Annotated in this window: 13 protein-coding genes; all 13 read left to right on the top strand. The window is 48.8% G+C overall.

Features of this window, described 5'->3' with window-relative positions; translation table 11 throughout:
• Positions 1 to 101 precede the first annotated feature (101 nt).
• The 13 genes from ftsH to lysS all read left to right on the top strand — a co-directional run bounded on the left by ftsH (position 102) and on the right by lysS (position 12505).
• A complete protein-coding gene (gene ftsH / locus KNQ09_RS17035) occupies positions 102 to 2105 on the top strand; it encodes an ATP-dependent zinc metalloprotease FtsH (protein WP_050677371.1) in 2004 nt (667 codons plus the stop codon).
• A gap of 177 nt (positions 2106 to 2282) precedes the next feature.
• The gene (locus tag KNQ09_RS17030; protein ID WP_029343061.1) at positions 2283 to 3044 is read left to right on the top strand and encodes a type III pantothenate kinase; all 762 of its coding nucleotides are present in this window, start codon (positions 2283 to 2285) and stop codon (positions 3042 to 3044) included.
• 10 nt (positions 3045 to 3054) lie between these two features.
• On the top strand, positions 3055 to 3978 hold the full coding sequence (gene hslO / locus KNQ09_RS17025) for an Hsp33 family molecular chaperone HslO (protein ID WP_023466563.1): 924 nt from the start codon (positions 3055 to 3057) through the stop codon (positions 3976 to 3978).
• A gap of 12 nt (positions 3979 to 3990) precedes the next feature.
• Positions 3991 to 4302, top strand: a complete 312-nt coding sequence (locus KNQ09_RS17020; RefSeq protein ID WP_023466564.1) for a SurA N-terminal domain-containing protein — start codon at positions 3991 to 3993, stop codon at positions 4300 to 4302.
• Positions 4303 to 4382: 80 nt separating this feature from the next.
• Entirely contained in the window at positions 4383 to 5327 is a 945-nt protein-coding gene (gene cysK / locus KNQ09_RS17015) for a cysteine synthase A (RefSeq protein WP_023466565.1), read from the top strand.
• An 87-nt stretch (positions 5328 to 5414) separates the two neighbouring features.
• Complete coding sequence (locus KNQ09_RS17010) at positions 5415 to 6800, top strand: anthranilate synthase component I family protein (RefSeq protein WP_214772659.1); 1386 nt, start codon at positions 5415 to 5417, stop codon at positions 6798 to 6800.
• Complete coding sequence (locus tag KNQ09_RS17005) at positions 6797 to 7378, top strand: anthranilate synthase component II (RefSeq protein WP_214859122.1); 582 nt, start codon at positions 6797 to 6799, stop codon at positions 7376 to 7378. The genes KNQ09_RS17010 and KNQ09_RS17005 overlap by 4 nt, the downstream gene beginning before the upstream one ends.
• Positions 7362 to 8201 carry an aminotransferase class IV gene (locus KNQ09_RS17000; RefSeq protein ID WP_214859121.1) on the top strand — a complete coding sequence of 280 codons (840 nt, stop codon included), beginning with the start codon at positions 7362 to 7364 and terminating at the stop codon, positions 8199 to 8201. Before KNQ09_RS17005 ends, KNQ09_RS17000 begins: the two co-directional genes overlap by 17 nt.
• Positions 8198 to 8983 (top strand): dihydropteroate synthase, encoded by a 786-nt coding sequence (folP, locus tag KNQ09_RS16995; RefSeq protein WP_214859120.1) that lies wholly within the window; start codon positions 8198 to 8200, stop codon positions 8981 to 8983. The genes KNQ09_RS17000 and folP overlap by 4 nt, the downstream gene beginning before the upstream one ends.
• 2 nt (positions 8984 to 8985) lie before the next feature.
• Positions 8986 to 9357 (top strand): dihydroneopterin aldolase, encoded by a 372-nt coding sequence (folB, locus tag KNQ09_RS16990; protein ID WP_023466572.1) that lies wholly within the window; start codon positions 8986 to 8988, stop codon positions 9355 to 9357.
• Positions 9354 to 9869: a 2-amino-4-hydroxy-6-hydroxymethyldihydropteridine diphosphokinase gene (folK, locus tag KNQ09_RS16985; RefSeq protein WP_214859119.1), complete on the top strand. Its 516-nt coding sequence runs from the start codon at positions 9354 to 9356 to the stop codon at positions 9867 to 9869. Before folB ends, folK begins: the two co-directional genes overlap by 4 nt.
• Positions 9869 to 10861, top strand: coding sequence for a tRNA dihydrouridine synthase DusB (dusB, locus tag KNQ09_RS16980; RefSeq protein WP_023466575.1), 993 nt, complete (start codon positions 9869 to 9871; stop codon positions 10859 to 10861). The genes folK and dusB overlap by 1 nt, the downstream gene beginning before the upstream one ends.
• 162 nt (positions 10862 to 11023) lie before the next feature.
• Entirely contained in the window at positions 11024 to 12505 is a 1482-nt protein-coding gene (gene lysS / locus KNQ09_RS16975; protein ID WP_214772669.1) for a lysine--tRNA ligase, read from the top strand.
• The last annotated feature ends 366 nt before the right edge of the window (positions 12506 to 12871 follow it).

Below are 12871 nucleotides of genomic sequence, written 5' to 3'. Positions count from 1 at the left end.
TCCCATGATAAGATGAAACCAATTACAAAGCGCGCCCTGTCGCGCCAGGATTCGTATTCATCCACTAGAAAAACGAGATGGATGCGGAGAGGAGGCATAAGATGAACCGAGCAGTGAAGAATACCCTCGTGTTTGGGGTCATTTTTCTAGCTTTGATCTTGTTTCTGCAATACTTGCAGAGTCCAGTGAACAAAAGCAAAGAAATCAATTACACACAGTTTGTCGAGTCTGTTGAAAAAGGTGAAATCAAGACGGCTACCTTCCAATATGAAGGGCAGACGTATAATGTGACAGGAGATTTGCGTGAAAAAGATTCGACGTATGAGACGGTCGTACCGGCTGTTGATACGGAACTAACGGATCTCTATACGCAACTCAGAAGCCAAGGAGTCAAATTGGACTTCAAGGCAGCAGAAACGAATGGTGGTTGGATCGCGTTACTGACGACGATCGTTCCATTCATCATCATCTTCATCCTCTTCTTCTTCTTGATTAATCAAGCACAAGGTGGCGGTGGTGGCGGTCGCGTCATGAACTTCGGGAAATCGAAGGCACGCCTCTATGATACAGAGAAGAAAAAGATCACGTTTGATGATGTAGCCGGCGCAGACGAAGAAAAACAAGAACTCGTCGAAGTCGTTGAATTCTTGAAAGATCCGCGTAAATTCGCGAAACTCGGTGCCCGTATTCCAAAAGGGGTCCTCCTCGTAGGTCCTCCAGGTACAGGTAAGACGTTGCTCGCACGTGCCGCAGCTGGTGAAGCTGGCGTACCATTCTTCTCGATTTCAGGTTCTGACTTCGTTGAGATGTTCGTTGGTGTCGGGGCATCACGTGTCCGTGACTTGTTCGAAAACGCGAAGAAAAATGCACCATGTATCATCTTCATCGATGAAATCGATGCTGTTGGTCGTCAACGGGGCGCAGGTCTCGGTGGTGGACATGATGAGCGTGAGCAGACATTGAACCAACTTCTCGTTGAGATGGATGGATTTAGTGAAAACGAAGGTATCATCATGATCGCAGCAACGAACCGTGCTGATATTCTTGACCCGGCCTTACTCCGTCCAGGTCGTTTTGACCGTCAAATCACGGTTGACCGTCCAGATGTCGTCGGTCGTGAAGCAGTCTTGAAAGTTCACGCGCGGAACAAACCGCTTGATTCAACGGTTGATTTGAAAGCTATCGCACAGCGGACACCTGGATTCTCAGGTGCGGATCTTGAGAACCTTCTGAATGAAGCAGCACTTGTTGCAGCACGTTCAGACCGTGATAAAGTCTCGATCGTTGATCTCGAAGAAGCGATTGACCGTGTCATCGCAGGACCAGCGAAGAAGAGCCGGATCATCTCGCCGAAAGAGAAAAAGATTGTCGCATGGCACGAAGCAGGACATACGATCATTGGTGTCACGCTCGACGATGCGGATGAAGTACACAAAGTAACGATTGTTCCTCGCGGTAACGCGGGTGGATATGTCGTCATGTTGCCAAAAGAAGATCGTTACTTCATGACGAAGCCGGAACTCGAAGATAAGATTACTGGATTGCTCGGTGGTCGTGTCGCAGAGGATATCGTCTTCGGAGAAGTCTCGACTGGGGCAAGCAATGACTTCCAGCGTGCGACAGGTCTTGCACGGAAAATGGTCATGGAGTTCGGGATGAGTGAAAAACTCGGACCACTTCAATTTGGATCAGGTCAAAGTGGCAACGTCTTCCTCGGACGTGATTTCCAAAACGAACAGAACTACTCGGATGCAATCGCACACGAGATCGATACGGAAATCCAAGCGATCATCAACCGCTGTTACCAAAAAGCGAAAGATATCCTGACTGAGAAGCGCGATCAGCTCGACTTGATTGCAACGACGTTGCTTGAAGTCGAAACACTTGATCAAAAACAAATTCACCATCTCCTAGAGACGGGCGAATACAAAAAACATGAACCAGAAGCAACGACTCCAAAAGCAGAAGAGAAAGCACCGGAATCGACAGATGCAACTGTTGATCAACCGACGCAGTCTCCAACGCAAATGGGTTCAGTCGTTGACGAAGGGAAAAATGTAGATACGGATACACCAGACACGCCGCGTCGCGACGATCAAGTGTAAACGGATGGAACGGATTCGATTGATATCGAATCCGTTCTTTTTTGTGGCAGACCGAGCGAATACACATCGGTAGGTGTGACCATATGAGCATGGTATAATCACAACGTATATTATTCCGATCGTGAAACAACGGAATATAGAAGCATGAAAATCGAGAAGAAGCGGGGAAATAAGCAAATGATTTTAGTCATCGATGTCGGAAATACGAATATCGTCTTAGGTGTCTATCAGGGACAAGAGTTGATTGAGCATTGGCGGATTGCGACAGACCGGACACGGACGACGGACGAATACGGTATGCTCGTCAAAGCGTTGTTCCGTGACGCAGAGCTAAACGTGGAAGAAATCGAGGGAATCGTGTTATCATCTGTCGTACCCCCCGTCGTGTTTCCACTAGAAAATATGTGTGTGCGTTACTTTAAACGCCGTCCGTTCTTGATTGGACCAGGAATCAAGACAGGACTGGATTTAAAAGTCGATAATCCACGGGAAGTGGGAGCCGATCGAATCGTCAACGCAGTAGCGGCGACGGCGAAATACGAGGGACCGATGATCATCGTCGATTTCGGAACAGCGACGACGTATTGTTACATCGATGCACAAAAACGGTATTACGGCGGCATCATCTCACCCGGTGTGATGGTTGCAACCGAGGCACTCTATAATAAGGCAGCAAAATTGCCGCGAATCGAAATCGCGAAACCGCAGTCAGCCATCGGACGGAATACGATCCATGCGATGCAGTCGGGGACCTATTTCGGATATGTGGCACAGGTGGACGGACTCGTTCACCGGATGAAAGAAGAAATGGGAGAAGCGAAGGTCATTGCGACCGGCGGCTTAGCCCGATTAATCAGCGAGGAATCCACGATGATTGAGGTCGTCGATCCATTCTTGACGTTAGATGGATTACGGATTATCTACGAACGAAATAAGTGAGGGAATCAAGATGAAACGTGAAGAATTATTAGCACAATTAAAAGATGACTATTTAGTACGGGCGTTAGGCTTCAATGGAGAAGTCCGTGCGTTTGCAATCCGTTCGACGAAGACGGTCTATGAAGCACAACTGCGCCACCAGACGACACCTGTCGTCACAGCAGCGCTCGGTCGGACACTGACGATCGGTGCAATGATGGGTACGATGCAAAAAGGCGATACACGTGTCACATTAAAAGTCGAAGGCGATGGACCGATTGGGAAAATCATCGTCGATGCCGACGCAAAAGGTGTCGTACGTGGATATGTGAGTCGTCCCCGCGTCGAGATGGATACGTATGTCAATGCAGATGGTCTGACGAAACTAAAAGTCGGTGAAGCGGTCGGTCGCGGAAACATCTCTGTCATCAAAGACCTCGGGTTGCGTGACTTCGTCGGTGGTCAATCGCCGATTCAAACAGGTGAGATCAGCGAAGACTTCACGTATTACTTCGCTGTATCGGAACAAAGCCCGTCGGTCGTTGGGGCTGGCGTTCTCGTTTATCCAGAAGACGAATCAGTCATCGCAGCAGGTGGCTTGATCGTTCAATTGATGCCAGGTGCATCGGAAGAGACGATTGCAGCACTCGAAAAACGTGTTGGAGCCCTAAAACCGATCTCGATTCTCGTCGGTGAGGAAAAAACACCAGAAGAAATGTTAGAACTCGTTCTCGGTGACTACGAACATCTTGATACGATTCCAGTATCATTCGAATGTACGTGTGACCGTGACAAATTAGCGACAGCGATCATCGCTCTTGGACCAGATGAGATTCAAGCGATGATTGATGAAGATGGTGGTGCGGAAGCTGTTTGTCACTTCTGTTCAGAGCATTATCACTATGATGTTCCAGAATTAGAGGAACTTCGCGAAAAATCACTCGAAAGAGCATAAGAGGGATCTAATATGGGGAATGTACAACCTAAGTACTTGTGGATGTTGATCTTCATCTTAATGTTGACGAATTTCATGACCGGTGCTTACGCTTTCATGGGTGAGCTCCCAAAGGTCGATTCTCCTAAAATCGTTCAAGACAGCATCGGTGGTCCGCTCGAGGATGTCGTCGCCGAAGTCGGTGATGAGAAAATCACGCGCGCGATGGTCTATCAGACGATGCGAACGGAACAGGAAAAACAGACGATTGATCGTTTGATTCAAGAAGCGGTCGAACGCCAGACGAAGGATGGAAAAAAGCCGGAAGTCAAACGCTTTGATTGACAGATTTCATCCAATCCGCTGATAATTAGTTTATCGGATTACTTGGAATTCAAGCGGTTCACTAATGAGGAGGAATGGTCATGCGTATTGCGAATTCAGTATTAGATTTAGTCGGTCGCACCCCGATCGTCAAGTTACATCATCTAACGGGTCCTGAGGATGCAGATGTGTATCTGAAATTGGAGTACATGAACCCTGGATCAAGCGTAAAAGACCGGATCGCGCTATCCATGATTGAGGCCGCAGAAGAAGCGGGTCAACTCAAAGAAGGAGACACGATCATCGAGCCGACAAGTGGGAACACAGGGATCGGACTAGCGATGGTCGCTTCGGCGAAAGGATATCGCGCCATCCTCGTCATGCCGGAAACGATGAGCATGGAGCGCCGGACGTTGCTCCGCGCCTATGGTGCAGAATTGATTTTGACACCGGGACCTGAAGGAATGAAGGGTGCGATCGCTCGCGCGACAGCGGAAGCAGAAGAACACGGTTACTTCATGCCACAACAATTCAATAACGGTGCCAATCCAGTCGTTCATGAAAAAACGACAGGTCCTGAAATCGTCGAAGCGTTCGAAGGCATGCAACTCGATGCGTTCATCGCGGGAATTGGAACGGGTGGAACGATCACCGGTGCTGGTAAAGTGTTACGTGATGCTTTCCAAGGTATTGAAATCATTGCCGTCGAACCAACGGATTCACCGGTCTTATCAGGTGGTAAACCGGGACCGCACAAACTGCAAGGAATCGGTGCTGGATTCGTGCCGTCGATTCTCGATACAGAGATTTATGATGGTGTCGAGCAAATCACGACGGAAGAAGCATTCGATCACGCACGCCGAGCAGCGAAGACGAATGGTGTCTTAGGTGGTATCTCGTCAGGTGCTGCGATTGCAGCGGCGCTCAAGACAGCGAAACGTCTCGGTAAAGGGAAAAACGTTCTCGCAATCATTCCTTCGAATGGAGAGCGGTACTTAAGTACACCGCTGTATCAAATCGAGGAAGAAGCAGACCAATCGAAGTAATCAACTGGACGTACACGGAAGTCATTCGGCTTCCGTGTACTTTTTTGCGTATAATGAGAGCAGAATAGTGTGAAGTGAGGGACGCGTATGCGACAGACGAAATACAAAGCAGTACCATGGACGAAAGAACAATTCTACAATCGATATGTTGAACAGACGAATGGCACAACGGGACACGTCTGGCTCGAAAGCGGTCGAATCGGCCGGTATACGATGGCGGCGACTCGTCCTGTCGGATACGTCCGGACAAAAGACGGAACGACGACGATTGAGACAGATGGAAAAGTCGAGACATCGACGGCGAATCCGTTTGATGTACTCGAACAGCTCCGCGTCGACCGTGAATCGATCCGACCGGATGGAATGCCACCATTCTTTGGTGGGTTTGCCGGATACGTCAGTTATGATGCCGTCCGTTATTTAGAAAAACTACCGGAGCGAGCGACGGATGATCTGCAAACACCCGAGCTGTCATTTTACTGGTACGATGAAGTCGCCGTGTTTGATGAGGAAACGAAGCAGTTGTTCATTGCCGTGACACGAGACACGGCAGAAGAAGCAGAGCGAGTTCTTGAAACGGAAGTCGCGCGTTGGTGCATCGAGACGGATGCACCTCAATTTACAGCGACTGGTTCATCAGGTGAGCGAGAACGGGCTTTCGGGCAGGAAGCGTTCATGACAGCGGCACACCGGATTAAATCCTATATTGAGGACGGTGACGTTTTCCAAGTTAATTTGTCCGTCCGCCAACAAGAACCGCTTGGGACGACAGCGGAACATTTGTATGATGTATTACGACAAGTCAATCCTTCTCCATACATGGGTTACTTTGCGGATGAAGATTTAACACTCGTGTCCGCCTCACCCGAGTTGCTCGTCGAAAAAATCGGCGATGCGTTAGCCACACGTCCGATTGCCGGAACACGACCGCGCGGGAAGGATGAAGCGGAGGATTTACGACTTGCGAAAACCTTACTCGATAATGAAAAAGAACGGGCAGAGCATGTGATGCTCGTTGATTTAGAGCGAAATGATTTAGGGCGCGTCAGTCGTTATGGTACGGTTCATGTCGATGAGCTGATGGTGATCGAGAAATACTCGCACGTACAACACATCGTCTCAAACGTCAGAGGGGAAGTAGCTCCGGAACACTCGGGGAGTCAGGTGCTCGCTGCGATGTTCCCAGGTGGTACGATCACTGGAGCACCAAAAATCCGGACGATGGAAATCATTGAAGAACTGGAACCGGTCCGGCGCGGAATCTACACCGGATCGCTTGGCTTCATCAGTTGGGCGGATGATGTAATCTTCAACATCTTGATCCGGACACTCGTCGCAAAAGACGGGATGGCATATGTCCAAGCAGGTGCTGGAGTCGTCACGGACTCGGACGCAGCACGTGAATACGAAGAGTCACTTAGTAAAGCCAAAGCGTTATGGGTGACCAAAGAAACAGCGGAGGGAACGCAATGATTGTATTGATTGATAACTATGATTCCTTTACGTATAACTTAGTCCAGTATTTTGGCGAACTTGGACAAGACATCCGGGTATTTCGCAACGACGCGATTACGCTTGCGGAAATCGAAGCGTTGCAACCGGCTCATCTGGTCATCTCGCCGGGTCCTTGTACGCCGAATGAAGCGGGGATCAGTTTAGAAGCGATTGCTTATTTTGCTGGGAAGGTGCCGATACTAGGGGTCTGCTTAGGTCATCAAGCGATTGGGCAAGTATTCGGTGGTAAAGTCGTCCGCGCGAAGGAATTGATGCACGGAAAAGTCTCGCCACTGACGCATGACGGACAAGGTATCTTTGAACGGATCCCACAAGCGACACCGGTGACACGTTACCACTCGCTCGTCGTTGAACGCGAGACATTCCCGGAAGTACTCGAAGTGACGGCGGAAGCCGGTGGAGAGATCATGGCACTCCGTCACCGGACGTTGCCGATTCTCGGTGTCCAGTTCCATCCGGAAGCGATTTTGACGCGAGACGGGAAGCAGATGTTAAAAAATTTCTTGGAGTTGACGCATTATGTATCTCTGGCATGACGGAACCATTAAACGAGAAGAAGAAGTACGCATCTCCCCGCTCGATCACGGATTCGTCTATGGGATGGGTGTATTCGAGACGTTTCGGACCTATAACGGACATCCGTTTTTGTTCGATGATCATATTGAACGCTTACGGATGAGTTGTGTCGCACTCGGAATCCAGCTAGCATATGACCGGGAAGCCTTACGGCAAGCGATCCAAGATTTATATGCAGCATATGGGGCGAACGATTTATACATTCGGTTGAACGTCTCTGCCGGTCCACGCGAGATCGGTTTATCAATCGATCCTTACGACACGCCGACCGTGTTGATCTATGCGAAACCAATCGCTCCGCGAAAACGGGCGGAACGTGCACTCGAGACGATTCGTTTACCGCGCAGTACGCCGGAGACGACTTACCGCTTGAAGTCACATCATTACATGAACAATCTAGTGGCGAAACGACAATTGTTCAATCCGGAAGCAGAAGGGCTGTTTTTAACGAAGGAAGGTCATGTCTGTGAGGGCGTTACGTCAAACATCTTTTGGCGTTACGGAAGTACATGGTATACGTCACCGCTTGAAACCGGTGCACTGAACGGGATTACCCGTCAGTTTCTCATGCAACATGTACCGGTCGAAGAACGCTTGGCTTATTTACCGCAGCTCGAAGAAGCAGATGAGATCATCTATACGAATTCCGTTCAGGAAGCGGTCGCGATTTCGTCACTTGACGGACGCCCTTTCCCTGGAATCAACGGAACAGGATATGCACAAATCATGACGCTGTTCGATCAATCCGTCGAACATGTGACGACAAGGAGAGAACAACGATGACTTACATCATGGGTATCTTGAACGTGACACCGGACTCCTTTTCGGACGGTGGACAATATGTCGATGTCGAGCAAGCGATGCGGCAAGCGCGTCAGCTCGTCGCGGATGGAGCAGATGCGATCGATGTCGGTGGAGAGTCGACACGGCCGGGTGCAGCGTTCGTATCAGTCGAAGAAGAACTCGCCCGTGTTTTACCGATCATCAAGCGCATCAAACGAGAGCTGAACGTACTGGTGTCGATCGATACGTACAAACCTGTCGTCGCAAAAGCTGCTATTGAAGCGGGAGCGGACATCATCAACGATGTTTGGGGCTCGAAGTGGGGCGATCGTTCGATGGTCAACGTTGCTGCGCAGTATAAAGTACCCATCATTTTGATGCATAACCGGGAGACGGCGCATGGGACAGATATGCTGGCAGAAGTTCGAGCTGACCTTGAGGAATCAATTCGGTTAGCAAAACAGGCAGGCGTGGCGGAAGAGCACATTTGGCTCGACCCGGGGATTGGATTCATGAAGACGCATGAAGAGAACTTGTACCTGATGCGTCATCTATCGATCGTAACGGACTTCGGGTATCCGGTTTTACTCGGAACATCCCGTAAATCGATGATTGGTCTCGCGCTTGGATTACCGACAGAAGAACGACTCGAAGGAACGATTGCGACGGTTTGCTATGGGATTCAACAAGGATGTGACTGGATGCGTGTGCATGACGTCAAAGAAGTCAAACGGGCAGCGCAGATGATGGACATCATGTTGGCTGCGACGAAGGGGGAATAACGGTGGATCGAATTCATGTAACAGGAATGCGTTTTTATGGGTACCACGGTGTATTCGCAGAAGAGACAAAACTCGGTCAACGCTTCAATGTCGACTTATCGATCGGACTTGCATTGGCAGAAGCCGGTCGGACGGATGATTTGACGAAAAGTGTCAATTACGCCGAATTGTATGAAGCGACGAAACGTGTCGTCGAAGGAGAACCGCTCCAACTCGTCGAAGCCTTGGCGGACCGTATTGCAAAAGCAGTATTTGCGTTAGACGAACGAATTCAAGAAGCGTCGATCAAGGTCATCAAACCGGATCCGCCGATTGCCGGTCATTATGAACATGTGGCGGTCGAGATCAATCGCCTTCGGGAGGACTATGCATGAAGGAAGCTTACATTGCACTCGGCTCGAACATCGGCGATAAGGCGGCTCACTTAAGAGCAGCGATTACTCGCCTGAGAGCGTTACCGTCTGTTCATGATGTGCAGGCCTCTTCCATTTATGAGACGGTACCTGTCGGGTATCTCGAGCAGGATTTATTCTATAATATGGTCGTCGCAATTCAAACGACGGATGAGGCATCTGTCTTACTTAGACGACTGCAGGAAATTGAACAGCTAGAAGGACGCGAGCGTCTGTTCAAAAATGGACCACGAACGCTTGACTTAGATATTTTGCTATATGAGGAAGAACGCATTGATCTCGAAGGATTAACCGTTCCGCATCCGCGGATGCAAGAGCGGGCATTCGTCCTCGCACCATTACGTGAACTCGCAGCAACATGCGTCATACCCGGTCTTGGACAAAGCGTCGAGCAGTTGTATCAGCAGTTACCAGAGACAGAACGAAACGGTGTACGACGGTTAGGTGGGCTTTTAGAAGCGGAGGAACAATAATGGAATTTAACATTGGTGATGTCAAACTGAAGAATCAAGTCATCTTGGCACCGATGGCAGGCGTCTGTAATCCGGCGTTTCGGTTAATTGCAAAGGAATTCGGTGCGGGACTCGTCTGTGCGGAGATGGTCAGCGATAAAGGGATCTTGTACGAGAACGAACGGACGCTACAGATGCTGTACGTGGATGAGCGGGAAAAACCGCTCAGCCTTCAAATCTATGGCGGTTCAAAAGAGACACTCGTTCAAGCGGCACGATATGTCGAAGCGAACACGAATGCCGATATCATTGACATCAACATGGGCTGTCCGGTCCCAAAAGTCACGAAAAGTGATGCTGGAGCGAAATGGTTGCTTGATCCGGATAAGGTATATGAAATGGTCCATGCGGTGACGCAAGCGATCGATAAACCCGTTACTGTTAAGATGCGGACCGGCTGGGACAGTCATCACATCTATTGTGTTGATAATGTCAAAGCGGCAGAAGCGGGTGGTGCGAAAGCCGTTGCCATCCACGGGCGGACACGTTCGCAAAAGTATGAAGGGGTCGCAGACTGGAACATCATTGGCGAAGCGAAAAAAGCGGTCAACATCCCAATTATCGGAAATGGAGATGTTCAGACGCCGCAAGATGCGAAACGGATGATTGATGAGATCGGCGTCGACGGTGTCATGATTGGACGGGCAGCTCTCGGGAACCCGTGGATGTTGTATCAGACGATCCAGTATCTCGAATCAGGAACGCTTCCAGCAGAACCGACGGCGCGTGAGAAGATTGATATCTGTCTCTTGCACGCCACACGACTAGTCGCGCTAAAGGGAGAAGAACTCGCCGTACGCGAAATGCGGACACACGTCGCCTGGTATTTGAAAGGAATGAAGGGGAACGGTCGCGTTCGCAATGCGTTATTCAATATCGACACACACGCAGGACTCGTCGAACTGTTACAGCAGTACTTGCAGACACTCGAAGAAGACGTAGCATATGCCTAACAGGTAAAGTATAGTCGGACAGAGTCGTTTTGTGGTACGCTAGTTGCATTGAAGATGAGCGTATCGGTTTTCTAAAAGGGCTGTCGGTCATTCCGACAGCTTTTTATTCGAGAGAATCGTCGTGAACCATTATTAAAAGGAGTGAAGACAGTGAGTCAGGATATGGAAATGAACGATCAAATGCAGGTGCGTCTCGGTAAGATGAACGCCATGCGTGAACAAGGTCTCGATCCATTCGGCGCACGTTTTGAACGTTCGACGGATACTGAGAGCATTCGTGCATCATTTGGTGAGCATACAAAAGAAGAATTGGCTGAACTGAAACCGGAAGTTGCCATCGCGGGGCGTGTCATGACGACACGTCGTAAAGGGAAGGTCGGCTTTACGAACGTTCAGGATGTGCAAGGTCAAATTCAGTTGTATGTCCGTAAAGATGACGTCGGCGAAGAGGCGTATGAGATCTATAAGACATGTGACTTAGGCGACATCGTCGGAATTCAAGGATATGTGTTCAAGACGAATGTTGGTGAACTTTCTGTTCACGTCACAGCATTTACGTTATTAACGAAAGCATTACGTCCGCTTCCGGATAAATATCACGGATTAAAAGATATCGAGCAACGCTACCGTCAGCGTTACCTCGACCTTATTACGAACCAAGAATCACGTGAGACATTCATCGCGCGGAGTAAAGTCATTCGTGGAATTCGTCAATATCTCGATAACCTCGGATACTTGGAAGTCGAAACACCAATGTTGCATACGATTGCGGGTGGAGCATCGGCTCGTCCGTTCATCACGCATCATAATGCACTCGACATGACGCTTTACATGCGGATTGCGATCGAGCTCCATTTGAAACGTTTGATCGTCGGTGGACTTGAGAAAGTCTACGAAATCGGTCGTGTGTTCCGTAATGAAGGAATTTCAACACGCCATAACCCAGAGTTTACGATGATCGAACTCTATGAAGCGTATGCGGATTATAAAGACATCATGAACTTAACAGAGAATCTGATCGCTCACGTCGCACAAGAAGTACTCGGTACGACACAAGTCACTTACGGAGAAGACGTCATTGATCTATCTGTCGGTTGGAAACGAGCACACATGGTCGATCTCGTTAAAGAAGCGACAGGTGTTGACTTCTTTGAACAGATTTCAAACGAACGTGCCCTCGAACTAGCACATGAACACGGTGTTGAAGTTCAGTCACACATGACGACGGGGCATATCTTGAATGAGTTCTTCGAACAAAAAGTAGAAGAAACACTCGTTCAACCAACATTCGTCTATGGTCATCCTGTTGAAGTGTCACCGCTTGCGAAGAAAAATCCAGAGGATCCACGCTTTACGGATCGCTTTGAATTATTCATCGTCCGTCGTGAGCATGCGAATGCCTTCACGGAATTGAACGATCCAATCGATCAACGTGAACGCTTCGAAGCACAACTCGTCGAAAAAGAAGCAGGAAACGATGAAGCACATGAAATGGATACAGACTTCATTGAAGCACTCGAGTACGGTATGCCGCCAACGGGTGGTCTTGGGATCGGGATCGATCGTCTCGTCATGTTGTTGACGAATGCGCCATCGATTCGTGATGTATTACTCTTCCCAACGATGCGTCACCAACAAAATTAATGAGTGGAGCTCCGTTCTTTCTATACTGTATAGAAGGAACGGAGCATTCTTTTTGAAGTCAACACAGGGATAAACGAGTCGAAAAACGGGTAATTAAAAGTTTTTAAATGTTTTTCTAATAAAATGCTTGTACGATTCAAAAAGCCATGGTATATTACTTCTTGTGCCGCGAATGGTCGTGACACACAAAAATAAATATCAAAAAAGTTGTTGACAATCGGGTTGATAACTTGTTAAGATATTAAAGTCGCTGAAAACGACACGACGAACTTTGAAAACTGAACGATGAGGCAAAAATCGTATTCTACGGAATACAAAAACGAATGAAGCGCAAGCTTCGTCAATCGTGACTTCGGTCACAAAAAC

It is taken from the genome of Exiguobacterium sp. s191 (genome assembly GCF_018618955.1).
Lineage (GTDB): Bacteria > Bacillota > Bacilli > Exiguobacteriales > Exiguobacteriaceae > Exiguobacterium_A > Exiguobacterium_A abrahamii.
Note: the sequence above shows the minus strand (reverse complement) of the source record. Positions and strands in the feature narration are given on the sequence as shown.

Coding starts and splice junctions, on each gene's coding strand:
- KNQ09_RS17000 (WP_214859121.1), top strand. CDS start 7,362: ATGTATCTCTGGCATGACGGAACCATTAAACGAGAAGAAGAAGTACGC.
- ftsH (WP_050677371.1), top strand. CDS start 102: ATGAACCGAGCAGTGAAGAATACCCTCGTGTTTGGGGTCATTTTTCTA.
- KNQ09_RS17010 (WP_214772659.1), top strand. CDS start 5,415: ATGCGACAGACGAAATACAAAGCAGTACCATGGACGAAAGAACAATTC.
- hslO (WP_023466563.1), top strand. CDS start 3,055: ATGAAACGTGAAGAATTATTAGCACAATTAAAAGATGACTATTTAGTA.
- lysS (WP_214772669.1), top strand. CDS start 11,024: ATGGAAATGAACGATCAAATGCAGGTGCGTCTCGGTAAGATGAACGCC.
- KNQ09_RS17030 (WP_029343061.1), top strand. CDS start 2,283: ATGATTTTAGTCATCGATGTCGGAAATACGAATATCGTCTTAGGTGTC.
- KNQ09_RS17005 (WP_214859122.1), top strand. CDS start 6,797: ATGATTGTATTGATTGATAACTATGATTCCTTTACGTATAACTTAGTC.
- folK (WP_214859119.1), top strand. CDS start 9,354: ATGAAGGAAGCTTACATTGCACTCGGCTCGAACATCGGCGATAAGGCG.
- folP (WP_214859120.1), top strand. CDS start 8,198: ATGACTTACATCATGGGTATCTTGAACGTGACACCGGACTCCTTTTCG.
- KNQ09_RS17020 (WP_023466564.1), top strand. CDS start 3,991: ATGGGGAATGTACAACCTAAGTACTTGTGGATGTTGATCTTCATCTTA.
- dusB (WP_023466575.1), top strand. CDS start 9,869: ATGGAATTTAACATTGGTGATGTCAAACTGAAGAATCAAGTCATCTTG.
- cysK (WP_023466565.1), top strand. CDS start 4,383: ATGCGTATTGCGAATTCAGTATTAGATTTAGTCGGTCGCACCCCGATC.